Genomic DNA, 23,098 nt, shown 5'->3' on the forward strand with positions numbered 1-23,098 from the left:
TAACTGATTTCACAGGTTAGGTATGTTTTCCTTATGATTTAATGTGTTTTTGCTTAAATACACATTAACACAAATACACATTGATTATTTTTTGGCTTCCTTAGATAATGAAAAAAACACAAACAAACATATGAGGTTTTCCAGTGAAAGTAATTTCTTTTTTAAATCCGAAAGGCGGCTCTGGAAAAACAACCACCGTCATAAATGTTGCTACTGCTATGCAGAAAGCAGGTTATTCATTAGCAGTTGTAGATACAGATCCTCAAATGAGCCTATCTAACTGGTCTAAAGAAGGGAACTGTGATTATGATGTTTTCACCGCCGCCAGTGAGAAAGACGTTTATAGCATCCGTAAAGATCTAAGTGATTATGATTTTGTCATTGTAGATGGAGCTGGTTCACTTTCTGTCATTACATCAGCAGCAGTTATGGTTAGTGATCTAGTTATAATTCCAGTCTCGCCAAGCCCTCTTGATTTTTCCGCAGCCGGTAGTGTTACATCGGTCCTCGAAGCTCAAGCATACAGCCGTAAAGTAGAAGCTAGATTTCTGATTACTCGTAAAATTGACCAAACAACTATGTTGCAAGTATTAAAAGACAACCTCAAAGATACTGGCTTGCCTTCTTTCAAAACAGCTATTTCTCAACGGCAGAGCTATATCAAATCTATTCTAGATGGTAAGAGTATTTTTGAAACTAATGATGGAAATGCAAAAGGCGAGATAGAAATACTAACCAGAGAAATTTTGACTATTTTTGAGTCATAACGTGTATTCACACATTAACACATTAACACATTAACACTAACGTGTATCTACACATATGCTCTAAAACACATAAGCGCATATGTGTTTTGAAATTAAAAGAGATACTTTATGGCACTTAAAAAAGTTAACGAATCAGCAAATTCACAGAAAATGAAATTCGGTGAAAACAGAGACTTAGATAAAATTCTTGATAAAAGTACAAAAACCAAACGCATTAATGTAGATCTTGACGAAGATACTCAAATTCGATTCAAAGCTGCATGTGTCAAACGAAACACCACAATGAAAGATGTAATATCAGATTATGTTCATCAGTGGCTAAAGGAAAATGAATAGGTAGTGGTTTTATAGGGATGATATTTCATCCCTTTTTATTGTACTTTTATCTCAATTTCACTAGGTAACATTCAAAACAAAAGTGCCTCATGCTCAATTATTCGAGCCAATCTGGTAGTTTTGGCAATAGTTGTTTTTTCCACGGCTCTTGCTCTCCAAGATCCCAAACTTCAGTGTTGTATGTCCCTGTTCCACCAAAATCAAAGCATGGTCGTAACTGCGATATGTAGCAGTATGCGAGAAAGCCGTTCTCTCTCTTGCGTACCAATTCAGTCCAACCGACCGCGTATACATCTTGCAGATATCCTTCCCAAGCAAACAGTACACCGGTATTGCTCCAATGTTCTAACTCAGGATAAAACTTTCTTATTTCCTTTATAAAATCAATCACGTCACTATTGAATTCATTATCTGGACATGGATTACTGGGGTTCCGTTGGAACGTATCTTCTTTAAAAACAAACATGATCCGGTCCTCTACTCTAACTGGCAGTGTTTTTGCCTTTCATTATTGTTTGTGTAATTTAATCTTCACCTAGATATTAGGCTTATTGTCTATAAAACCTAAAACATCCTCACTCGTGTAAACACACATAAACACATACGTGTTTTTGTGATTAACTCCACACAAATACACATTAACACATATACACATAGGTGTTAATGTGTATAATTGTTTTTGCCATACGTTATATGATTATAATAAGTACCAACACTAGGGTTATAACGCCACATTGTGGCGTTTTTTTTTATTGGTGTGGTTGGGGTCCGCTTGGAAAACGGAAATTATCCCACGCTAAGACTGTTTTTTGTACAAAGCGGTATCGACTGTACGTAATGAGCGGTATTTTCCGGATCCCAGCTTAAGATTATTACGCCAGACGTAATCTCCACTCAGATTGATATGTTCCCAGCCCAGGGGAGAAAGATGAGAGACCAGTTGCTCATTTATCGGGATACCCTTTCGTTTTAGTGACTCAATAGCTCTTTCTATATATACCGTGTTCCACAACGTGATCGCTGCTGTCAGTAATGTCAGCCCGCTGGCGCGATAACTCTGATTCTCCAGCCCACGATCCCTTATTTCACCCAGACGGTGCAAAAAGACCGCTCGCGCAAGGGCATTACGGGCCTCACCCTTATTCAGCCCCGCCTGCACGCGTCGGCGCAGACCGGGATCACGGAACCAGTCCAGCATAAATAGTGTCCGTTCGATGCGGCCAATCTCTCTCAGCGCTTTGGCAAGTCCATTCTGTTTTGGGTAACTGGCTAACTTTTTCATCATCAGTGATGCGGTGACTGTCCCCTGCTTAATCGAGGTTGCCAGGCGCAATACCTCATCCCAGTGCGACTCAATGTCTTTGATATTCAGGCAGGTTGTTGATATGACAGACTGAAGCCCCGGATAGCGCTCGGCCTTTCCATGAATAAACAGCCGCTTGTCATGAAGATCACGGATCCTTGGCGCAAAAGCGAATCCCAGCAGGTGCATCAGGGCGAAAACATGTTCAGTGAAGCCTGCGGTATCGGTGTAATGCTCGGTAATTTCCAGATCGCTTTCATGGTACAGCAGGCCATCAAGCACGTGGGTTGAGTCGCGCACCCGGCTGATCACTTTGGCGTAGAACGGGCTGTATTGGTCTGAGATATGCGTATAAATCTGCACGCCCGGCTCCTGACCATATTTAAGATTGACCTGACCGGCATAACGTCCGTGACTGCCTACCCGAAAGTTCTGCCCGTCTGACGACGATGTTGTCCCGTCGCCCCAGAATGCGGCCTGAGGCCGCTCTTTCTGTGCGTTGACCAGCTCGGCCAGTGCCGCTGAATAAGTTTCATCCCTGATGTACCATGCCTGAATACCTTCGAGTGACGATCTTGTGGCCCCAGGGCAGGATTCCGCCATTTTTGTCAGCCCAAGGTTGATGCCGTCAGCCAGAATGGTGGTCAGCAACAGTCTTCCATCTTTTGGTCTGACGTTATTATTTTTGAGGTGCGCGAAGTGACGCGTAAATCCCGTCCAGCTATCAACTTCTTCCAGTATCTCCGTAATTTTCGGATGGGGAAGCATGCCATAGACCAAATCTGCAAAGGGCGAAACACCTGAAGGAACGCTGTTCTCCAGAGGAGTGATTTTTACGCCTTTATCTGAGATATCTACATCGGGCAAATCACCGGCAAGCGCCATCGCGTTAACTTCTTCCAGCCGAGATGCAAGAAGAGTCATACGGGCCTGAAGGTATGCCTGGCTATCGGTCTGAACGGCCAACTGTAACTGGTCATTATGTCGGGATTTCTCAAACTCAGCAGTCGGGATGAGATAATCATCAAAATTTTTGTAGCGGCGCGATCCTTTTACCCAGATATCACCGGAACGTAATGCACCCTTGAGTTCATTCAGTACGCAAAACTCGTAGTACTTGCGGTCGATGCCTGAAGGCGTGAGCACCAGTTTTCGCCAGCTTTCAGGGATAAACCCTGTTGGCGCTGATGGCGGCACTTTACGAAGTTGTTTACGGTACATTTCCGTTATGGTGTCCAGCGCATCGCTGAGCGCCTGCGCCGCAGGTGTCGCCATGAACTGCAATGCTGACAGCATACGCGGGGCATATTTACGCAACGTACTGTATTTTTCGGTGATCAGATGAAGCGCGTCGAAATTGCCCTTACGGGAAAGAAACCGCGTTTCTTCCACGCTGTTGATGAATTCCTGCCAGGGAAGGACATCTTCTATTGCAGTCCAGGGATCTTCCCCGGATTCTCTGGCGTTAAGTAACGCCTGCCCGACGGTAACGTACTGCTTCAGCTTGCTCTGAATAAGCTTTCCCGTTTGCTGGAGCCGTTCGGCCTGCGTGCGTTTTGCCCTGCTGAACAGACTACCCAGGATACGCTCGTGCAGATCAATCACTTCGTCAGTCAGGGTGGCCCTGGCCTCTGTTATTATACAAACCAGCGTAGCGTAACGTCTGACATCGGTGAATTTTGCCAGGTCCCTGCTGCTCATTTTCCGGCCCTCACGCGCCAGTTTAAGCAACCTGTTCTGGTGAACGGAAAGTGCAATACCATCAGGCAACCCCAGCGCAGCGATGGAATTAAGCCGGTCGATATGTTGCAGCACATTTTTACCGTTTATTTTACCCGGAGGCTGTAGCAGCCATGCCAGACGGGAAGGTTGTTCACCCTCTGATATGAGCAGGCTGTCGAGTGCTGATTTATGCTGCTTTTCCAGTTGCGCGGTAAGTGTCGAAAATACCGATCTGTTAGCGAGCGTGACGACTTCGGCAAGCGTCCGTTCGATCACTTCAACAGAAGGGAAAATAACATTATTGTTATGTAGCCAGCTGAGCATTTCTTCCGCCAGCATAAATCCTTTGTCAGTTCGCATGGCATAGGGGTGCAGATGACGGATACAGTCTTTTTGCATTGACCGGCTGAACGGGGATAGTTCCAGGTAGCGATAAAGTTCGGTCAGATGTTCCCAGCGGGTTTGCTCTCTGGATGCATATTCCGGCCATAAATCAGGCTGAAGTTTCAGTCGGGAAGCAACCCTGGATACAACGCCATTGTGAGGAGCACTGCTTTTGTCCGGAATAAATCCAGGTCCACGCAGATAACAGAGTAATACAGCAAAGCCCAGGCGATTCGCTGGCCTTCGGTGCTTATTAATGAGCGCAATATCCGGTTCGTTCAGAAAACACATTCGGGTCAGAATAATTTCATCATCTGGTATAACCAGTAAGCGTTCCTGCTCTTCGCTGCTCAGTATCTGTCGCCGTGGCATAAATGCCTCCCTCGCGTATAGTTTTCATCTGTTATTTGTTCGCTGTGACCGAAACCGGTAGGTTTCGTACACCACTTACAGCACATGTCCGAAACTTAGTGAAATTAATTTCGGACACACGTTATAATTCGGACATCCATTTCGTACGGAAAGTTTCCCATGTCACGTGTTTTTGCCTACTGCAGGGTCTCAACTCTGGAACAGACCACAGAAAACCAGCGTCGTGAAATTGAAGCGGCGGGTTTTGCCATCAGATCCCAACGACTTATTGAGGAGCATATCAGTGGCTCGGTTGCTGCCAGCGAACGCCCCGGATTTATCCGGTTGCTAGATCGCATGGAAAATGGGGATGTACTGATTGTCACCAAACTTGACCGTCTGGGTCGTAATGCGATGGATATCCGAAAAACAGTAGAGCAACTGGCGGCTTTAGATATTCGCGTTCATTGTCTCGCACTCGGAGGCGTTGACTTGACCAGTCCGGCCGGAAAAATGACTATGCAGGTAATTTCTGCTGTAGCGGAGTTTGAGCGGGATTTGCTGCTTGAGCGAACGTATTCAGGTATTGCGAGGGCAAAAGCGGCTGGAAAACGCTTCGGTCGCCCCCCATCCTGAGCGAGGAACAAAAGCAAACAGTGACAGAGCGCCTAAATGCTGGCATCAGTATCAGTGCTATTGCCCGGGAATTTAATACCACCCGCCAGACTATCCTTCGGGTAAAGGCTGGATTGCTGCAAGAGTGAGCGGCTGGGAAGATTATAAAAAAATCAAATGGTTATTATGAAATAAAACAGCCTGCTGGGTTCTTTTCCCCCTATTTTTTATAAAAGAGTAGACAAAAGAGGTTCGCGATATTAATCTACCAACTAGATGGTTGGTACTGATTACACCAGCTATACCTTTTATCAAGAAATTACAGGAGCCATTATGTCTACTACCGTTAAACCTTCTGCAGACGCAGCTGCGATCCACAATACCCGTGAAGCAGTTCGCAGCCAGCCTGGCCTGGGTAACCTGACTTTCCAGATGAAAGCCCGTTCCAGCGGCGGATTAACCGTTCGCACAGAGACCGGCGCCACAATCCAGAACGGCGTTATCGATACCAGCCGTGTGGGGAAATTTTCTAATATCGGTGATGAACCCGCAGGTTTACTCGGCACCGATACCGGCATGAGCCCGACTGAATACATCATGCAGGCGCTGGCTGGCTGTTATACCGCCACCCTTACCATGATGGCTGCTGAAAAAGGGATCGACCTGGACGGTATCGAGCTGGATCTTAATTTCGATATCAACCTCAACGGCTTCCTTGGGCTGGACAGCAACGTGCGTAAAGGTGCGAAATCTATTCGCGTCGATGTTCACCTTACGAGCAAGACCGCCAGTCGCGAGGAGTTAGAAGCGCTGGTCAGCGAAATGCAAAAGAATTCGCCAATCCACGATACTCTGGCTAATCCGGTTGAAATGATTACACGCCTGGCGTGATGTCAGAGATGTAATGCTGCCATTCAGAATGCAGGATGGCAGTGACGTTCAGCTCTGCACGATACTGAGTCAGTGATACAACTTGCTACGGAAAAATAGCAACAATATAATCTATCAACTAGTAGATTATATGGAGTAATTATGACAACCATGACACGGGAACGGCTGCTCAGCGAAGCAGAACACCTGATGCGCGAAAAAGGGTATTCAGCATTCAGCTATGCTGATTTATCAAAAATAGTGGGTATCACCAAGGCCAGTATTCATCACCATTTCCCGACCAAAGATATTCTGGGTGAGCAGGTGGTAATACAGGCGTTCTCTGATACACAACGCGTATTTGAGCAGATAGAGGCGACTGAGAAAAGCGCGGATAGAAGAATTGCGGCTTACATCGATATCTTCGCGCAAAGCCATAAAGCTTCGCTACTGCCACTGTGTTGTGCGTTGTCAGCAGAGACCGCCAATCTGCCTCAGGCAATTACTGTACAGACATCACTTTATTTCGATATGCAAATCGAGTGGCTCACAAAAGTCGTCAGGGCGGGCATGGAGTCAGGTGAGTTTTCATCCCATGCCGAACCATCAGATATTGCTTTGATGATCATTAATGTCTGTGAAGGCTCAAGCGTAGTGGCGCATGCAACGGCCAGACCCGAAGTCTTCGCCAACAGCCTTAAGTATATAAAACTGCTTCTTAATACCCCTCATTCAGGAGAATGACACTATGCTGGACTGGAACAACTATCGCTCAGAGTTAATGCAACGTTTAGGCGAGTTGGGCAAACTGACCCCCGAGACCATGAAAGGCGTGGTTGCCCTGGGCAACGCAGGTAACAAAACTGACCTTTTGGGCGCAAAAGTGCGTGAACTCATTGCCCTGGCGTGCGCAGTCACAACCCGCTGCGACGGCTGTATTGCTTTTCACGCCGACGCCGCTGTGAAAGCCGGTGCAACCGACGCTGAAATTGCTGAAGCGCTGGGCGTGGCGATTAACCTCAACGCTGGCGCGGCGGTCATTTATTCAGCCCGCACTCTGGATGCCGTCGGTCAGGCACGCGGTTAAGCATTAATAAATTCCACGTTAAAAGGGCATTACTGCCCTTTTTTTATGTCCGCAATAGCCTGAGCATATACCGATGCAGGTTTCACACCCGGTATGCGTTTAACTAATTGCCCTTCATGAAATATCAGCACAGACGGCAGCCCCCAGATCTCGTATTTGGTTGTCAGCACCGGCGCCTGATCTACATTGACTTTCCCCACCTGAATATCTCTATCGAGCCGGTCTGCAAACTGACTGAACATTTCTTCGCTGGCCTGACAGGGCGGACACCAGGGTGCAGAGAAACGTACCACCGATATTCCTTTGTACTGCTCTATCTGGCGGAAATTATCTTCGTTATAAGCTGTTAATGTACGCATGGTGATGACCTCGCAAAATGAGTGACAATTCAGAAATGGCTGCGTTATGACAAAAAAATACGACACACCCATTGACCTACCTACTAGATGGTTGGTATATTGCCACCCATCAGATGTTTATGCAACTCCAGTGCGCGACGTCCAGTCGATGATACTGCCGGGCTGTGCAAATCCCTGCCGGGATACTCCTTTTTGTTTTTTGTGAGGTATACGATGAGTAAGCTTTTCACCCCCTACAATCTGTCTGGCCTGGCGTTAAAAAACCGTGTAGTCATGGCACCGATGACCCGCACCCGCACCATGAATGACGTGCCGGATGAGGTCGTGGCTTTGTACTATGCACAGCGTGCTTCTGCTGGCCTGCTCATCACCGAAGGGATGCCGGTTTCAGAAGAAGGCCGGGGTTACCTTTATACCCCTGGTATCTACAACGACGAACACGTCCAGGGCTGGCGTAAGGTGACACAAGCGGTTCACGCCAAAGGTGGCCGTATTTTCGCGCAGCTCTGGCACGTCGGCCGTATGTCTCACGTCTCTCTTCAGCCAGGCCACATAGCGCCGGTTTCAGCGGGCACCGTTCAGGCGGTCAATACCACCGTTTTTGCGCTGACCGAATCCGGAGAACCGGGCCCGGTTGTACCAAGCCAGCCACGCGCGCTGGAAACGCATGAAGTTAAACGCATCACTGCAGACTTCGTGCACTCCGCACGCCTGGCGATGGAAGCCGGCTTTGACGGCGTGGAAATCATGGCGGCAAACGGATTCATCTTTGACCAGTTCCTCAGTAGCGAACTGAACACCCGCACCGACGAATACGGCGGCTCGGTGGAAAATCGTCAGCGTTTCCTGCTGGAGACCATTGACGCCGTGGCGGAAGCCGTGGGTAACAGCCACGTTGCCGTGCGCCTGTCACCGTTCGGCCGCATTTATGACCTCGCGCCGTATGAAGGTGAAGAGCAAACCTGGTCAGCCATCACCGACGCGCTCGGTCAGCGGGAACTGGCCTACGTACACCTTTACTATCAGCCGGTGTACACCAAAGCGCCACTTCCGGAAGGCTTCCGCCGCCGTTTTCGCAACACGTTTAAAGGCACCATCATCGCTGCCGGCGGTTTTACCCGTGATATCGCAGAGCAGGCTCTGGAAGATGATGAGCTGGATCTGGTGGCATTTGGTGTGCCCTACATCGCTAACCCGGATCTGGTTGAAAGAATGCAAAACGGCTGGCCACTGGCAGAAAGTGACCGCGCCACCTACTACGGCGTCAGTGGTTCCCCGGAAAAAGGCTATACCGATTACCCGGTCTGGCAGGCGCAATAAATCCCATACGGTCGCGGTTCTCTGATAAGTGAGATCCGACCGCCCAACGTCTTTGAGGAATCATTATGCAAACGCTGAAACCCACCCTTACCATCGATATCTGGTCAGATTTGGTCTGCCCGTGGTGCTGGATTGCTAAAAAAAGATTTGAACAGGGTCTGAATCGCTTTGAATTTCGCGACCAGGTGGTGATCCGCCATCACAGCTACCGTCTGGCCGGTGGTACTCCCGCGATGCCTTTTAAGGATGCCATCGTTAAAAAGCTGGGCAGTCAGCATTCAGCGGAGCTGATGATGAATCAGGTGGGCACCGCCGGTAAATCTGAAGGTCTGATCTACAACTTCGACGGCATGATGTTTGGTGATACAGAAGATGCACACACCCTGCTGGTTGCCGCGCGTAAGGCCGGAATTGCGGACGCGGTGGAAGAACGTTTTTATCATGGCAGTATCACCGAAGGTCGCTCTCTCTTTGACCGTCAGCAGCTCGTTGCCATGGCCGTAGAAGCCGGTATGCCGAAAGCTGACGCTGAAGCCGCCCTGGAAAATGACGATTTTCGCGCCACCGTTTCCGACGATGAAGCCCACGCACAGTCTATTGGCCTCAGCGGCGTTCCGGTTTTTGTGATGAACGAAAAATATGCCATCAGCGGGGCTCAGGCAGCAGATAACTTTTTGAATGCCCTGCGTCAGGTCTGGGATGAACAGCAAACCGAATTTTCAGCCACTGCGGGTCAGACCTGCGGAACGGATGGCTGCAGTATTTAATCCGTCAACCGCCGGCAGTTTCACGCTGCCGGCAACGTCTTACCCACCAGTAATGGAGTCAGAAAATGAACACTTTTTTCAAAGGTAAAAAACTGCTCGTCGTCGGCGGTACCAGCGGCATGGGCCTGGCCGTGGCACGCATGGTACTGGAAGCGGGCGGCAGTGTCGTGCTGACCGGGAATAAAAAAGACAAAGCCGAAGCGGTGCAAAAAGAACTGAGCCCTCTGGGACCGGTTGCGGTCATCGCGGCGAACCTGATGACCGAAGAAGGTATGGAAACTATCCGTCAGGAAATTAATGCTCACCATCGCGATATCAGCCTGATGGTGAATGCCGCCGGTATCTTCATGCCCAAAGGATTTACCGAGCACAGCTTTGCCGATTATGACATGTATCTTTCGCTGAACCGAGCCACGTTCTTTATTACACAGGATGTCGTGAAGAACATGCTCGCCGCGAAGCTCGAAGGGTCTATCGTCAACGTCGGTTCGATTGGTGCTCAGGCTGCACTGGGTGACTCGCCGGCCTCGGCCTATTCAATGGCAAAAGCGGGTCTGCATGCCCTGACGCGTAATCTGGCGATTGAGCTGGCCAGCGCGGGTATTCGTGTCAACGCGGTGTCTCCCGGGATTGTTCATACGCCGATATACGAAGGCTTCATGGACAAAGCGGATATCGCAGATGCTATGAAGTCGCTGAACGATTTCCACCCGCTGGGACGCGTCGGAACTGCCGAAGATGTGGCAAACACTATTCTCTTCCTGTTGTCTGACAAAACCTCATGGGTGACGGGCGCTATCTGGGATGTCGATGCGGGCATCATGGCGGTCAGACGATAACCCCGTGACGCTGGCATAAGCCGCCCCTTAAGGGCGGCATTTTTTTGTCGCCAGACATGTCATCAGCAGGCTTCACTAAGAATATTCACGACCTGTTCATCCGTGCCTTTTGTGTTCCCGGCACAGGGTGTTATGCCGGGTTCTGACGACATCCTGACAGGACAAAACGGCCAGAGAGAAAGGGGTTATACACGATGAGGAGCCGGTATCCGCAGTACCTGTGAAATTCTTTTCATCCCTGCTGTCAGCATACTCCGTGGGCAGGCCAGATTTAACCGGATATATCCGTCCCCATTGTCGACAAACAGCAAGCCCCCTTCAAGAAGGACCCCTGACTCCCGGGCAAAATACAGCGATAAATCCTCACCTGCGGTGTCGGGCAGGTAGCGGCTAATATCTATCCAGGCCAGATATGTCCCTTCGGGGATCGAGAACCTGGTTTCGGGTAAATAGCTTTTGAGATAGTCGTGCAGGTACTGGAAATTGCCGTCAATATATTCCCTCAGATGGACAAGCCAGTCATCACATTCACTCCACGCCGCTTTGTTTGCTGCCAGGCTCAGTGGAGAGATGAACTCGTCGTGTCTGAGACGCCACTCGCTTCTGACACCGGGATCCGGAATAATAATATTTGCCAACAAATTCCCGGCCAGATTGAATGTTTTACTCGAGGACATGCAGGTAATAATGCGTGTAGAATCAGGGAAAAGAGAGGCGGCCGGTGTATGACCGATACCGCTTCGGGACAGGTCGCAGTGAATTTCGTCAGATATCACCCAGATGTCATTGGCCAGGCAAATTTCAATAATCCGCTTAAGTTCATCAGGCCGCCAGACTCGTCCGGTCGGGTTATGCGGATTACACAGGAAAAGAATTTTCACACGTAAATCGGCCTGACTGGCTTTGCGTGCAAAGTCTTCCCAGTCAGGTTCCCAGCCGCCTGCTGATTTTTTTAACGCCGAGTACACCACGCGACGCTGACTGTATTCACCCGCCTTTTTAAACGGGCCATATGAAGGCGTCATAATAAGAATACTGTCATCCATGTCGGTCAGAAGCGGGACGAGACGGTTCAGCGCGGGAATAATGCCCGGAGACAGCACAATGTCTTCCGTTTTGAAACGGTGACCATATTGTCGCTCACACCAGCTGCCAAAGATCTCATAGTATTCTTCGTCGTAGATTTTAGTGTAGCCGAGTATTTTTCTATCCAGACGGTCTCTGATGGCCTGAAGAATCGGCTCTGGTGTGGCAAAAGCCATGTCAGCAACCCAGAGGTTGATTAGCCCTTCTGCCGGATACCGCATTGCAAATTCGGACTGTCCCGAAAACAGGTATTCCCGCCAGCCGTCCACGGTGAGACTGTCTGTTTTCTCTCTGCTTACGTACTCATCAAAATCATATTTCATTTCATAAACCTGCCTTAGGTGTAGTCAGAAACGTCGACCTCAGTATTACTGTCAGTCTGATGCCGGAGCGGGAAAACTGGCTCGTGTGATTAACATAAGAGAATCATCACAACTGCATGAATTAATTGCGTTATTAAGGTTCTCTCGCCTTTGTCATCGACTGACGGGGGGATTTCTCGCGTGTCACCATCACAATGCCAGTCAGCACCGCCAGGGCAGAAAATATCGTTCTGACCGTCAGTGATTCATCCAGGAATACCACACCCCCTAGCATTGCCAGACAGGGAACGCTGAGCTGAAGGGTACTGGCGGTGATAGAGCCGAGAGAGGGTAAAAGGGTATACCACAATACATATGCACCGGCTGAGGCGGCGGCACCGGACAGCAATGACAAAGCAATGCCCGCAGCATCATAGTGACCCTGCTTCATAAACAGCAACGAAAGAGCGAGAGCCATCGGCGTGGCGAGTACAAAATTTGCCGCCGTTGAAGCCCCGGCCGCCTGGCCCGCCCTCCCCCTGACGGAATAGGCGGCCCAGGCTAATCCGGCAACGATCATCATAAGTGCACTGTAAAGCGGCGGTGCCTTCGCCCCGGGTAACAGCAGGGCAGCAATTCCTGCCAGAGCAATAACTAAACCGCAAGCCCGCATAACGGAGAGTGATTCCCCTTTAAATAATCCGTGGATCACCATCGCAAACTGTACGGCACCAAAAAGTAACAGCGCACCTGCCCCGGTATCGAGATGGATATAGGCGACAGAGAAGAGCACTGCGTACACCATGAGGTAAAATCCGCTCAGCGGACGCCACAGCGATAATGTAGTTTTTGCGTGATAAAACAAGAAAGGTGACAGGACGAGTGCACCACTGGCCAGCCTGAGGCTGCTGAATGAAAGGGGATCAATGTGGCCTCCCTGCAGGGCCAGACGGCACAGAATAGAGTTTGCAGCAAATGCCAGCATTGCCAGGGATATTTTAAGAATGAGCGCGCAATTGGCCATTCAGTGAGACCTCATAAAATTCTTGTAAACTACCATCTAGTTGGTAGCATAGCGTAAGTGATCACCGAACAGGAAGCAATAATCAGCTTTCAAACTGGAAGGTGAGGACAGGCATTCGGAATGAATTCTGTTTCACATCCCCAGTAGAGGAAGGAAAACGCGTAATGCCAGATGCAGAGCAGAAGATTATTTTTCCCTGCGATCAAACATATGAAATCAGTTTAAGACCTGGAATATCCTATGAAAAAACTAAAATTTACGTTCAAAAATGCGGCTGGTGAAGAACTGGCCGGATTGCTTGAACTTCCTGAAAATCCTAAAGCGTTTGCGCTGTTAGCTCATTGTTTTACGTGTGGCAAAGACCTCAAAGGCGCGGCGCGTATTGCGCGGAAACTGACAGAGAATGCTATCGCCGTTCTCCGGTTTGATTTTACTGGTCTGGGAAACAGCGAAGGGGATTTTTCCAACACCAACTTCTCATCCAATATTTCGGACCTGCTTTGCGCGGTAGATTATCTCCGCCGACAGTACGAAGCGCCTTCTTTGCTCATCGGCCATAGCCTGGGGGGATCGGCCATTCTGTCTATTGCCGGCGAAGTTCCTGAGGCAAAGGCCGTTGTCACCATAGGATCACCCGGAGAACTGACACACGTAAAACGTCTTTTTAAGGATGATGTTGAAAACATTAACCAGCATGGAGCCTATCCCGTTGAGCTGGCCGGGCGGGTATTTACCTTAAAGAAACAGATGCTGGACAATATTCAGGAACACAAAATCGCTCATAAGGTGTTCGCCATGAACAAGCCTCTGCTTATTTTTCATGCGACTGAAGATGATACTGTGTTAATTGAGCAGGCCGAAAAAATATTCAAAGCAGCAAAGCATCCCAAGAGTTTCATTTCGTTGGGTAAGGCGGATCACCTTCTGACTCATACTCAGGATGCTGAATACGTTGCCGATATCATTATATCGTGGAGCGAATGTTACCTATAAACAGAGTAAATGCGTTCAAACTCGTAGCGCAGAGGGCGATTTTCTGCAGAGATCGGACGCTGTTTATGCTGGACTGATTTTGCGATAAAGGCTTAGGCCGATGCATACAGGTGGGGCTGAATAAGGGTGAGGCCCTTGGGCGAGCATCCTTCATGCACCGGCTGAATGAAATCAGGGATCTGGGGGTGAGAGGATCAGCGTTACCACGCCACCGGCGCTGACACTACATACGGCGGCGATAACACTCTGGAATACGGTTTATATAGAAAGAACCATTGAGCCGCTTAAGCAAAAAGGAGTCCCTGTTAATGAACTGCTGGTCTCTCATCCTTCTCCACTGCTGTACAAAATATAGTCTTAGCGTGGGATAATTTCCGTTTTCCAAGCGGACCCCTGGTTGAGGGATTTTTGATTTAGATGTAGTGAGATTGTATTCACTTTTGTATTTTAAAACTAAAAGTGTAATCCAGTATGTATGCAATGATAGGAATTACAAAAACGAAGTGTAAGATATAAGACGTAAATAAAAAATCAGATATCATTACTGAATTATTTCTGTAATTAATAGCTTGATATCCATTAAAATACCAAACAATAATATTAATTATGTAGGGTATTACAAAGTATAAGATAAAACGGTGTTTTTTGTTAAATTTAACATTTTTAATGAAAAATGTCGTTGCCAATGTAAGAAGAATTAGATAACAAAAAAATGAATATGATAGCAATTTCTGTATTTCAATAACTATTTTAGAATTTACAGAATGGGGGTAAAGTTTAAAAAAGTATTCATGCACCGTTTCTAAGTAAAAAAGAACAATGCTTATAAACAGTGATATTAACGGGATAAAAAAATTAGATTTAATAAGCACCTGAAATGACCCCCCCGCGTTTTGGGTAATGTAGGTCAATTAATTTCTCTCTGAAATTCCAAGGATCTTCGCGGAAGAAAATCTTTTTATCCAAAGAGTTAAATATACCGCCACTGTCTTTAAGTATATAAAACACTGTTTCTGAACACATAGCCCATCCAGCTCCGCCATGTTCAAATATTAACTCTTTTATTTTTTCTGCTTGAACTCTAGGCACTACAAATTCAATTATCTGAACGTCTGGACCATCCCATAATTGAAAAGAAAGGTAATCATCCCAATTAAACTCAGGATATTGGAAAAATTCACCTGAACTACGTGGCGCTCGTAATTCTTCAATATTATTATAGCACTCTCTGGAAGGGCACTCAGAGTATCCCCCTGATGGGTCATACAAAAGTGCATCTTCACCTTCTCCAACCACTATACCTGTATGCCCAATCCCCCAATTGTAATTAACAACTATAAAGATTTTAACTGGATCATCTATTAATGAATCACGGTAAGGGTCTGGTGAACTTACGATGGGAACGTTGAATCTATTAAAGTACACATCATTTATTTTCATTGTCATACCTACATGACTGATTCATTTCTGATGCTATATCCTGAAGTGTTAGCAGTATTATGTGTGCAAGTAATACTTTCGTATATTATTGAAACTTTTTCAAATGGTTGCATTTCATTTTCAGTCAATGAGTTCGGTGACTCATTTGTAAGACGGATGATGGATGCTTTAGTAAGCAAAATCTTTTTGTAAGGAATCATTACCCCGCTTTTATCTACGCGATAATATTCAAAAAGGCACTCTAAAATCTCATTATTTGACATTGCAGTTAACAGAAGGGGGGAGGATTTGTCATCGGCTTTTATCAAGATGAATGGCGCGTGAGATACATTTTGTTTTCGTGCTAGATCATAGGTTGTTGAGTAGACAAGTATCTGATCTTTATGACCATCTTGATATTTATTACCAATTGAATCATAGCTCGAACAACCCGCAGAGATAAGCCCTTGCTTGTTTCCCTTTAGCGTTAAGTAAATCATTTCTGACATAGATATTCCTTTCCATATGTTAAATTTACCTTGATTAATGCATTTTTTCCTAAAATTTGCAATAGGGATAGCTGTCACGTTGAATCAAAATCGACTACTTTTTGTTCTTAACTAAATTGTTGTTGAGATGTTATCTGACATATACAATAAATTCATATTTTGGTGATAACGCCGCTATACGGCGTTATTTGTTACGCAAAGGTTCGTAAACAATGCTAATGAAGAAAAATGGCGACTGTTAACGATATTGTACCGCTGGGAGTTATGGGCTTACACTTACTAAATTGGCTTATTTACCAATGATTCAATTTTTAAGTTGGCTCGTTCAAGCCAATTTAAGCTATCAATACAGTCCTTCTCATTAATAACGATAGACAATACTTGATTATACAAATCATTATTTAGCATAAATTTCATACTATTCAAATAGCCATATAATGGGTCCCTAATTATCACATCATCTACCGTGACTGATTGTGCACATGCCCGATAGCGGATATCTATAATGTTTTGAACAACACTCATACAAGCCGGACAGTTGGCTTTGTATTTCTCTAAATCAGAATATCGCTGTCCTTCAATCCCTTCCATTGCAGAATAACCATTACCCAATGCTGGCACTGCGATCAGTGAAGTTATCAGTATGAAAGGTAAGGATATTGTAAGTTTCATTTTTATTCTTAGTTTAGGTTGTTCTGCTGTTCACATAGTAGTTGCAACTCAGTCCACACCTCAGTTTCCGAAGCTTTTAAAACCTCATACAATTGATCTGGTGTCGTTGCTTCTAACACGGCTTGTTGGTTCTCACCACTTAACTTACCGGACATGATTTGTACACCAGACATGATCATAGAGTGATATAAGTCCTGACGTTCCTTTTCATCTGATGAAAATATGCTATCCAGCATCTCCAGAACCCCGTTATAGCGCATAATTTCACTTTCACTGCACTGTGACGTATTCATTAGGTGTTTGAGCTCGTGTAGCTTCTCACGCGCTTTAAATAGGGCATAGTTTAGAACTGTTTGATCTCGTTTCATTTCAGCCATCACATAATTAGGACTTTTAACGTTACAATTTGAAATTTGGTCTGCCTTAGCCATTCTGCTCTCCAGCATTTGTATTTTTACTATTAGGTAATACTCTAAACACACCTGTCTGGTAATTCATTATTATAGAACAGGAATTATTAGTCGGTTGTAGCCTTGCTTCGATGTAAACAAGTTGTCCTTTCTGACCAAAATTAGCTGCTATTTCTGCAATTTTTCCGTATGCACTAATGTTAAACCAATCTGTAATCGGGTTTCCTTTCGAGTCATGCCGGTTAATTGCAACAGAGAAGTAGGTCATAGCCTCACCGTTACGTTCTGAATACTTCAGATTATCTTTCGGGGACGAACCTAATCTTGCGATCAGTTGGACCTTGTTAAGTAATTCCATAGTTAAGCCTGAATCGCTTCAGTGTTAGATTCGGTTTCGTGCGGTTCGTTCTCATCATCATTAGATGCGGCTGATTCATCATTCGCAAATTTCTGAAGTACATCATTAAGCAGGGTCACAATTGTTACTGGCATTTCGACCGTCACTGTTTCATCATTTTCTTGAATATCAGCAACTTTGTCGTGAATTGTTGTGCGGATTTCACTTAATTGTGAAAACACAGAATGTATTTCTTTTTTTGAAAAAGGTACTTTCTTCGCTGAAGGTACAAATTTCCGCGTAACTTTATTTTTGCCGCTATCAGTTGCCTTTTGCAATCCGGCAATGATCACATCATATGCCTCTTGATTAGTTTCTTCACACTCAAGCAGTATTTCTATAGCTAAATCAGAAGTAATCAGGTTCTTCCTGACAAGATCAGTGATTCTGTAATCTGCTCGGAACAAGCGTAATAATCTGTTGATCGTAACAACACTTGTATTCGTATATCGCGCAACTTCCTTTTTATCCCATCCCATACTAAGTAAACGATGGAAACCATCAGCTTTTTCTAACGGAGCTAAAGGTTTTCCTTCTGAAGATGTCAGCATATTGACGATCTCAAGTTGCTGACTGCCTGAGAACTCCGTGACGTATACGCCCTTAATCGTGCATCCTTCTTCCATTGCCATGCGTAGAGCGCAATATCTGTGGTGTCCATCAATAATCTGTAAGCGTGGCAGATTATCAACCGTTATAACTTTCACAACGATAGGTGGAACATAAACACCTGATACATACGAATTCTTGATTCGTCCAGCATGTTCAGTATCAATCTCCCGAAGATTGAAACCTTCCTGTACGTACAGTAACTCAACGTTAACGCGATAAATATCACCACGCGAACACACCTTTTCCTCAAATGCATCAGACATTTTGCGTAATGTTGAGATATTGTGCGCTTCAGTATTTTTCTTCAGAGTAGGGTAGGGTAGGTCATTGAGAAGTACCTTGCTCATATTCGAATTTTGTTGACTGCTATTCGTTGAAATTGCTGCGTTAGTATTCATAGTCCTCGCCTTGTCATTGTGTAACTAGGTATTATTTTTATTCGACGTAAGGCTATCACACAGGATTTTCTATTTTCCTTAGTTACATAAGGAAAACGGCATCATTTCGATTTATGTGCATTGTTATCAATTAGATAAAGGCGCACAACTCCAGAGGGTAAAAGTGTTAAAGATAATCATATCAATGACATATCGCAACAATCATAAATTGATAATGATTGTTTCATTATCTTAATAATGTTCAGAAATATGAATATAATTCTAAACGAAAGACATTCTCAATTTAGGTATACTGGTTGAAGCAATTGTAGGATTGCGGTGAATCCTGCTGAATACGCTGGTGGATTTCCTCTAAATCTTCACTACGGGAAGATCTGAAATTCTCGTAGTGTATGCCGGTGAAAGCATTTCTCGCTTCATGCGCCAGTTTGTGTCCATTCCCTTTCCAGCGAACCATATTTTGCTAACACCTCGATTATTTATCTGGTCCAAGGTTTTCATCAATTGTTCACTTCCTTTGTAGGGTTTACTATCAGAAAATAAATTAAGTTGAGTAACTGATGGATCAGAAAAATCAGTGAGCATGATGCCAGCTTTGTGATATTTAACTCCCGATTTCCAGATGGTCTTTAACAGACGCACTGCTGCATTGATTATGTCTCTTGTATCAGCACTTGGATATTCTAACCGTTCAGAACGGTGGTTGTAGTATTGAGGTCCGCTGGCGTAATGGCTGGTTTGGATAAAAACAGAAACAAAGGAACAGACTCGTTTTTCAGCTCGAAGTTTCTCTGCTGCTCTCTCTGAATACTCGCAGATAGCCTGATGCATATGCTCATAGAGCTCAATTTTTTTTCCAAATGAACGTGAACAAATGATTTGCTCTTTAGTTTTTGCTACTTCTTCAAGCTCGATGCAAGATTCACCGTTCAGCTCTCTCACAGTGCGTTCTACAACCACACCGAATGTTTTACGGATCATGGTTGTTTCAGCCCTAGCCAAATCAAGCGCTGTAACTATCCCCATAGCATTTAGCCGGTTACTTATTTTTCTACCCACACCCCATACTTCATTAACAGGCACAAGGGACATGAGCCGTTTCTGGCGTGAAGTAGCACTCAAATCGACTACACCGCCTGTTTTGGTCCATGTTTTAGCAGCATGGTTTGCCAGTTTAGCCAGTGTTTTAGTTTGAGCAAAACCAACACCGACCGGTACATGAGCTATCTGCAAAATTCGTTGTTGTATCTTGCGACCGTAATCTTCTAACGGGAAATTTCTAAGCATACCGGTCATATCAAGGAATTGTTCGTCAATACTATATGTTTCTACTCGTGGGGCAAAACCTGATAGTGTGTCCATTACGCGGTTGCTGATGTCAGCATAAAGAGTGTAATTACTACTAAAAACCTGAATGTCATGCTTTTTGACCAGTGACTGAATCTCAAAGTATAGAGCCCCCATTTTGATCCCAAGCAACTTCACTTCCTTGGAACGTGCAATGACACAACCATCATTATTCACCGTTACACGTTTTACACCCTAAAATGTTATGAAAAACCTTTCTGAACAAAGCCTGTAGCCTGATTTGTGTAATTCTCACCGATATGAAGCAATAAGTTGAGAATTTTTTAATATGGGGCTCATTAATTCTCAACAATTAAGTGTGGCATAACATTAATGTCTAAAACTTCTCAGTCTCGCATGCCAGATTGGTTCGTAGTCGTCGAGTGGTGATTGTGACAATAAAGATCGAAACTTATGCTTTATCAACATGGCTATCTTAGATAAGTGTGCCAACAAAGTTTGAAACACACTTTTGCCCCATTATGAGTTACAACCCAAAGTTCAAACAGTGATGTTGAGGTAACTTTGATATACAAAAAGTAATGAACAGCAAAAGATAAAAGCTGAGCCAATTTGTTCACACTATTCAGTTAGCATGAGCTTTGCTTTAAGAAACGTAAGTTTGATGTCATCAGTTTTGGTGAACTTGAACTTACCGTCAGTAGAAGCGTTAAACCTTTCAAAATAGTATTCAAGTAGCGGATCGTACCTGCCACCGTGAACCCAAGTGTAGAACTTACCAAGTTCATAACGTAACTCTTTATCAAGTTCAGATCTTATTCTCAGCTCACTATCGTTTGCTAGGTCAACGATGTTCATTTCTTGAAGGTTCGTCTTAATCTCTTCAATCAGAGGTAGGAGGGATTCTTTATACTTATCAGCCAATGGTACAAGGTCAGCGTCAGTTACTTCCGCTTCAAAAATCATAATCAGGTCGTCAATCTCCCCGTTATAGTAATCGTTATCTAATCGTTTTTCTGACTCAGTACGAAGAACATAGAGTTGTTCTAAAGGATCTAATTTAGTCTCAATTTTTTCTTTTGAAAGTTTGTGTTGATACTCAACAAACAGCGTTTCAATCCTATCAGCAATAACATCAAGATACTCATATCGAATTCTGAGAAATTCCAACAGCTCATTGATATTGAGGTTTAACGTTAGGTCTTCTTTACCCACATCTCGACTGTACAAATGAACACTCAAATCGCCAGTGTTGAAATGACTTTGAAATGGCCAACTTGCGAAACGCTTTGAGTTTTCTTGATTCAGATTTACGGGGTGAGCACCGAAACACGCCCTGATAGTTTTAAAATAATTATTATCATCTTCATTAGCGAAGAGGCGATCTTTGAAACATTTCTTTTCACCATAAAACGGATCTTTCTTATCAGTTATAAACACTCGATGGAGTTGTTTTATTGACTCGAAAATAAGGTCTATTGAAGAGATCAGAGAGTAGACCTGCATACATCTACTATCTATGTTCTTGTCAAACTCAGGCGCATTTTCTAAGTGGCGAACAGAGACAGAGATCCAATCCATAGCAGAGCAAACGAGGTTAAAAAGATTCTTACCACCTTTATTCTTTGTATATTTGATACACAAAGCTAGAGTTTGAGTTAACTAAGTCTCGAAAATCACTGATTTTATCGTCACTAACAACGTTTCTCATTCTCTAATCGCCTTCTAACCAATTGAAAATATTATGAAGAATGGCAAAAATGATAGTGATAGTTCTTCAATTCTTCAACTTCTTTTTTGATTTGAAGTGAAGTGATACGCTGGGTTTTGTCACTTAGTTAGATTTGAACGATGAGGATCTCTAGCCAGTTGTATTGCTAGGCATTATCCGAAGACAAATAGAAGAACTGAACCTCGAAGTAACTTTTATCCTAGGACGTGCTGAAGCTGGTCTCCGCAAACTTGTGATCTAGGCCAACACGCCTTTGCCCCCAAAACATTTAAAGCTATCCCTCATCACACCTTGCTAACTCGTTACTTGCCCGAATTTTTGTAATGAGCCAATATGCTATTAGTTGGTTATCCACTTAATTGTTTTATCAATTTATTTGATGACAATTTACACCATGTGTTCAAGGTATTGATTATGGAATTACAGACAAGGCTAGTTTTTATCGATACAAGCGCTTTTGAAAAGAAAAACTATCAATTTGGGCAACACGCTCTTGGTCGTCTTCAAGAACTAATTGAGGATGAGAAAATCCACTTGCTCATTACTGATGTGACAAGGAAAGAGATCGACTCCCATCTCAAACACAAATCTGAAGAAGCAGCTTCTATGATAAAGAAGATGCAAAGAGATGCGATGTTCCTAAGAAACACCCCCGACCTTGATTGTCATGGCATCTTCACCAAGATTAAAGGTGATGATATTTATGCTGTTATCAGTGAAAAATTTGATGATTTCGTCGAAAACGGCTACGTCGAAACAATTGATGTAAGCACTGTTAACCCTCAAGTTGTATTTGATGCTTACTTCAACAACCTTCCTCCTTTTGGCAAAGAATCAAAAAAGCACGAGTTTCCTGATGCATTTGCGCTAGAAGCTATTAAACAGGTGAGCTTGGCTAGAGGATATTCAGCCTATATCGTTAGTGACGACGGCGATATGAAATCATTCTGTGAGAAAGAAGATAACTTCATTCATCTTGAAAATGTCGATGACCTAATTGACTTGATTATTCGAAGCGACAAAGCGTACGAAGAACCAGCCAAATTTGCTGATGAAATATTCGAACAACTCCTAGAACAAATCAAAGCGGATGCCCTGCAAGCTCTCGAAGATGGCGAGTTCAACTATGAAAACGCAGATCCTTTCGATGAGACTATCAATTCTATAGAAATCAACTCGGTGAATGTTGGGAAGAAAAACTTACAGAATGTCGATGCCGAGTGGGCTGAATACGAAGTAGAATTTGAGGTGGTTGTTACGGCAGATTATCGATTCTCAGATTATGACCGTTCACCTTGGGACCCTGAAGACAAGCAATATGTATTCGTCTTGAGTAATGAGTCAACAGTAAAACACAAAGAAACATACACTGCCCACATAACACTTGCCTATACCGATGGATTAAAAGCTAACGCATACATTGAAGAGTTTTACTTCCAAGATACATATTTTGAGCTGACTGATAATGACTCCGAAGTCATTAGCTTCAAAGAACTAGATATCAACGGTGAATGAC

The 23,098-nt window shown here is 44.7% G+C and carries 22 protein-coding genes and 3 pseudogenes; 12 read left to right on the top strand and 13 right to left on the bottom strand.

Annotated elements, in window-relative coordinates; genetic code table 11:
• Window positions 1–143: 143 nt before the first annotated feature.
• Together M1E93_RS19915 and M1E93_RS19920 are read left to right on the top strand one after the other, a co-directional pair.
• Entirely contained in the window at window positions 144–767 is a 624-nt protein-coding gene (locus M1E93_RS19915) for an AAA family ATPase (RefSeq protein WP_023159958.1), read from the top strand.
• Between the two features lie 108 nt (window positions 768–875).
• Window positions 876–1,103 (top strand): plasmid partition protein ParG, encoded by a 228-nt coding sequence (locus tag M1E93_RS19920; protein WP_096864993.1) that lies wholly within the window; start codon window positions 876–878, stop codon window positions 1,101–1,103.
• A gap of 97 nt (window positions 1,104–1,200) precedes the next feature.
• On the opposite strand, the gene M1E93_RS19925 is transcribed toward M1E93_RS19920, so the two are convergent.
• Both M1E93_RS19925 and M1E93_RS19930 read right to left on the bottom strand, forming a co-directional pair.
• Window positions 1,201–1,569, bottom strand: coding sequence for a hypothetical protein (locus M1E93_RS19925; RefSeq protein WP_096864994.1), 369 nt, complete (start codon window positions 1,567–1,569; stop codon window positions 1,201–1,203).
• 330 nt (window positions 1,570–1,899) lie between these two features.
• Window positions 1,900–4,884: a Tn3 family transposase gene (locus M1E93_RS19930; RefSeq protein WP_341993923.1), complete on the bottom strand. Its 2,985-nt coding sequence runs from the start codon at window positions 4,882–4,884 to the stop codon at window positions 1,900–1,902.
• 159 nt (window positions 4,885–5,043) lie between these two features.
• Here M1E93_RS19930 and M1E93_RS19935 point away from each other — a divergent pair.
• The 4 genes and pseudogenes from M1E93_RS19935 to M1E93_RS19950 all read left to right on the top strand — a co-directional run bounded on the left by M1E93_RS19935 (window position 5,044) and on the right by M1E93_RS19950 (window position 7,435).
• Window positions 5,044–5,627: pseudogene (locus M1E93_RS19935) on the top strand (recombinase family protein).
• Between the two features lie 184 nt (window positions 5,628–5,811).
• The gene (locus M1E93_RS19940; protein ID WP_000108589.1) at window positions 5,812–6,369 is read left to right on the top strand and encodes an OsmC family protein; all 558 of its coding nucleotides are present in this window, start codon (window positions 5,812–5,814) and stop codon (window positions 6,367–6,369) included.
• A gap of 141 nt (window positions 6,370–6,510) precedes the next feature.
• Window positions 6,511–7,092 carry a TetR/AcrR family transcriptional regulator gene (locus M1E93_RS19945; protein ID WP_250690689.1) on the top strand — a complete coding sequence of 194 codons (582 nt, stop codon included), beginning with the start codon at window positions 6,511–6,513 and terminating at the stop codon, window positions 7,090–7,092.
• Between the two features lie 4 nt (window positions 7,093–7,096).
• Entirely contained in the window at window positions 7,097–7,435 is a 339-nt protein-coding gene (locus tag M1E93_RS19950) for a carboxymuconolactone decarboxylase family protein (RefSeq protein ID WP_000888080.1), read from the top strand.
• Between the two features lie 29 nt (window positions 7,436–7,464).
• Here M1E93_RS19950 and M1E93_RS19955 read toward each other — a convergent pair whose 3' ends face one another.
• Window positions 7,465–7,794, bottom strand: a complete 330-nt coding sequence (locus M1E93_RS19955) for a thioredoxin family protein (protein ID WP_002431133.1) — start codon at window positions 7,792–7,794, stop codon at window positions 7,465–7,467.
• 213 nt (window positions 7,795–8,007) lie between these two features.
• Between M1E93_RS19955 and M1E93_RS19960 the strand changes: the two genes are divergently transcribed.
• From M1E93_RS19960 to M1E93_RS19970, 3 genes are all read left to right on the top strand, one after another.
• A complete protein-coding gene (locus tag M1E93_RS19960) occupies window positions 8,008–9,114 on the top strand; it encodes an alkene reductase (RefSeq protein ID WP_006687059.1) in 1,107 nt (368 codons plus the stop codon).
• 65 nt (window positions 9,115–9,179) lie between these two features.
• Entirely contained in the window at window positions 9,180–9,881 is a 702-nt protein-coding gene (locus M1E93_RS19965) for a DsbA family oxidoreductase (protein ID WP_001194072.1), read from the top strand.
• A 65-nt stretch (window positions 9,882–9,946) separates the two neighbouring features.
• Complete coding sequence (locus tag M1E93_RS19970; RefSeq protein WP_004729618.1) at window positions 9,947–10,720, top strand: SDR family NAD(P)-dependent oxidoreductase; 774 nt, start codon at window positions 9,947–9,949, stop codon at window positions 10,718–10,720.
• 185 nt (window positions 10,721–10,905) lie between these two features.
• Here M1E93_RS19970 and M1E93_RS19975 read toward each other — a convergent pair whose 3' ends face one another.
• On the bottom strand, window positions 10,906–12,129 hold the full coding sequence (locus M1E93_RS19975; protein WP_023287190.1) for a MalY/PatB family protein: 1,224 nt from the start codon (window positions 12,127–12,129) through the stop codon (window positions 10,906–10,908).
• Window positions 12,130–12,262: 133 nt separating this feature from the next.
• Window positions 12,263–13,132, bottom strand: a complete 870-nt coding sequence (locus M1E93_RS19980) for a DMT family transporter (protein ID WP_001567390.1) — start codon at window positions 13,130–13,132, stop codon at window positions 12,263–12,265.
• 240 nt (window positions 13,133–13,372) lie between these two features.
• On the opposite strand from M1E93_RS19980, the gene M1E93_RS19985 reads away from it, so the two are divergent.
• Complete coding sequence (locus tag M1E93_RS19985) at window positions 13,373–14,125, top strand: alpha/beta hydrolase family protein (protein ID WP_212710221.1); 753 nt, start codon at window positions 13,373–13,375, stop codon at window positions 14,123–14,125.
• Window positions 14,126–14,151: 26 nt separating this feature from the next.
• Window positions 14,152–14,465: pseudogene (locus M1E93_RS19990) on the top strand (Tn3 family transposase); the annotation flags it as partial.
• A 521-nt stretch (window positions 14,466–14,986) separates the two neighbouring features.
• On the opposite strand, the gene M1E93_RS19995 reads toward M1E93_RS19990, so the two are convergent.
• The 8 genes and pseudogenes from M1E93_RS19995 to M1E93_RS20030 form a co-directional block, all read right to left on the bottom strand.
• The gene (locus M1E93_RS19995) at window positions 14,987–15,565 is read right to left on the bottom strand and encodes a hypothetical protein (protein WP_048822182.1); all 579 of its coding nucleotides are present in this window, start codon (window positions 15,563–15,565) and stop codon (window positions 14,987–14,989) included.
• Between the two features lie 8 nt (window positions 15,566–15,573).
• Complete coding sequence (locus tag M1E93_RS20000) at window positions 15,574–16,053, bottom strand: Hcp family type VI secretion system effector (RefSeq protein ID WP_048821772.1); 480 nt, start codon at window positions 16,051–16,053, stop codon at window positions 15,574–15,576.
• Between the two features lie 279 nt (window positions 16,054–16,332).
• Window positions 16,333–16,725 carry a hypothetical protein gene (locus M1E93_RS20005; protein WP_096864995.1) on the bottom strand — a complete coding sequence of 131 codons (393 nt, stop codon included), beginning with the start codon at window positions 16,723–16,725 and terminating at the stop codon, window positions 16,333–16,335.
• Between the two features lie 8 nt (window positions 16,726–16,733).
• Window positions 16,734–17,156 carry a hypothetical protein gene (locus tag M1E93_RS20010; protein ID WP_172688766.1) on the bottom strand — a complete coding sequence of 141 codons (423 nt, stop codon included), beginning with the start codon at window positions 17,154–17,156 and terminating at the stop codon, window positions 16,734–16,736.
• Window positions 17,149–17,493, bottom strand: a complete 345-nt coding sequence (locus tag M1E93_RS20015; RefSeq protein ID WP_023159966.1) for a single-stranded DNA-binding protein — start codon at window positions 17,491–17,493, stop codon at window positions 17,149–17,151. Before M1E93_RS20015 ends, M1E93_RS20010 begins: the two co-directional genes overlap by 8 nt.
• A 2-nt stretch (window positions 17,494–17,495) precedes the next feature.
• The gene (locus M1E93_RS20020; RefSeq protein ID WP_096864997.1) at window positions 17,496–18,542 is read right to left on the bottom strand and encodes a ParB/RepB/Spo0J family partition protein; all 1,047 of its coding nucleotides are present in this window, start codon (window positions 18,540–18,542) and stop codon (window positions 17,496–17,498) included.
• Window positions 18,543–18,893: 351 nt separating this feature from the next.
• On the bottom strand, window positions 18,894–20,066 hold the full coding sequence (umuC, locus tag M1E93_RS20025; RefSeq protein WP_172688765.1) for a translesion error-prone DNA polymerase V subunit UmuC: 1,173 nt from the start codon (window positions 20,064–20,066) through the stop codon (window positions 18,894–18,896).
• Between the two features lie 405 nt (window positions 20,067–20,471).
• Window positions 20,472–21,561 (bottom strand): annotated as a pseudogene (locus tag M1E93_RS20030) (hypothetical protein).
• Between the two features lie 435 nt (window positions 21,562–21,996).
• On the opposite strand from M1E93_RS20030, the gene M1E93_RS20035 reads away from it, so the two are divergent.
• Window positions 21,997–23,097: a PIN domain-containing protein gene (locus M1E93_RS20035; RefSeq protein ID WP_170660955.1), complete on the top strand. Its 1,101-nt coding sequence runs from the start codon at window positions 21,997–21,999 to the stop codon at window positions 23,095–23,097.
• Window position 23,098 lies beyond the last annotated feature (1 nt).

Source organism: Providencia sp. PROV272 (genome assembly GCF_049901975.1).
Classification (GTDB): Bacteria; Pseudomonadota; Gammaproteobacteria; order Enterobacterales; family Enterobacteriaceae; genus Providencia; species Providencia stuartii.

What these genes read in the sequence shown, in the direction of transcription:
- M1E93_RS19960 (WP_006687059.1), top strand. Translation starts at nt 8,008, where the DNA reads ATGAGTAAGCTTTTCACCCCCTACAATCTGTCTGGCCTGGCGTTAAAA.
- M1E93_RS19950 (WP_000888080.1), top strand. Translation starts at nt 7,097, where the DNA reads ATGCTGGACTGGAACAACTATCGCTCAGAGTTAATGCAACGTTTAGGC.
- M1E93_RS19985 (WP_212710221.1), top strand. Translation starts at nt 13,373, where the DNA reads ATGAAAAAACTAAAATTTACGTTCAAAAATGCGGCTGGTGAAGAACTG.
- M1E93_RS19975 (WP_023287190.1), bottom strand. Translation starts at nt 12,129, where the DNA reads ATGAAATATGATTTTGATGAGTACGTAAGCAGAGAGAAAACAGACAGT.
- M1E93_RS20005 (WP_096864995.1), bottom strand. Translation starts at nt 16,725, where the DNA reads ATGAAACTTACAATATCCTTACCTTTCATACTGATAACTTCACTGATC.
- M1E93_RS19920 (WP_096864993.1), top strand. Translation starts at nt 876, where the DNA reads ATGGCACTTAAAAAAGTTAACGAATCAGCAAATTCACAGAAAATGAAA.
- M1E93_RS19980 (WP_001567390.1), bottom strand. Translation starts at nt 13,132, where the DNA reads ATGGCCAATTGCGCGCTCATTCTTAAAATATCCCTGGCAATGCTGGCA.
- M1E93_RS19945 (WP_250690689.1), top strand. Translation starts at nt 6,511, where the DNA reads ATGACAACCATGACACGGGAACGGCTGCTCAGCGAAGCAGAACACCTG.
- M1E93_RS20010 (WP_172688766.1), bottom strand. Translation starts at nt 17,156, where the DNA reads ATGGCTAAGGCAGACCAAATTTCAAATTGTAACGTTAAAAGTCCTAAT.
- M1E93_RS20015 (WP_023159966.1), bottom strand. Translation starts at nt 17,493, where the DNA reads ATGGAATTACTTAACAAGGTCCAACTGATCGCAAGATTAGGTTCGTCC.
- M1E93_RS19995 (WP_048822182.1), bottom strand. Translation starts at nt 15,565, where the DNA reads ATGAAAATAAATGATGTGTACTTTAATAGATTCAACGTTCCCATCGTA.
- M1E93_RS19925 (WP_096864994.1), bottom strand. Translation starts at nt 1,569, where the DNA reads ATGTTTGTTTTTAAAGAAGATACGTTCCAACGGAACCCCAGTAATCCA.
- M1E93_RS20035 (WP_170660955.1), top strand. Translation starts at nt 21,997, where the DNA reads ATGGAATTACAGACAAGGCTAGTTTTTATCGATACAAGCGCTTTTGAA.
- M1E93_RS19930 (WP_341993923.1), bottom strand. Translation starts at nt 4,884, where the DNA reads ATGCCACGGCGACAGATACTGAGCAGCGAAGAGCAGGAACGCTTACTG.
- M1E93_RS19940 (WP_000108589.1), top strand. Translation starts at nt 5,812, where the DNA reads ATGTCTACTACCGTTAAACCTTCTGCAGACGCAGCTGCGATCCACAAT.
- M1E93_RS20020 (WP_096864997.1), bottom strand. Translation starts at nt 18,542, where the DNA reads ATGAATACTAACGCAGCAATTTCAACGAATAGCAGTCAACAAAATTCG.
- M1E93_RS20000 (WP_048821772.1), bottom strand. Translation starts at nt 16,053, where the DNA reads ATGTCAGAAATGATTTACTTAACGCTAAAGGGAAACAAGCAAGGGCTT.
- M1E93_RS19970 (WP_004729618.1), top strand. Translation starts at nt 9,947, where the DNA reads ATGAACACTTTTTTCAAAGGTAAAAAACTGCTCGTCGTCGGCGGTACC.
- M1E93_RS19965 (WP_001194072.1), top strand. Translation starts at nt 9,180, where the DNA reads ATGCAAACGCTGAAACCCACCCTTACCATCGATATCTGGTCAGATTTG.
- M1E93_RS19955 (WP_002431133.1), bottom strand. Translation starts at nt 7,794, where the DNA reads ATGCGTACATTAACAGCTTATAACGAAGATAATTTCCGCCAGATAGAG.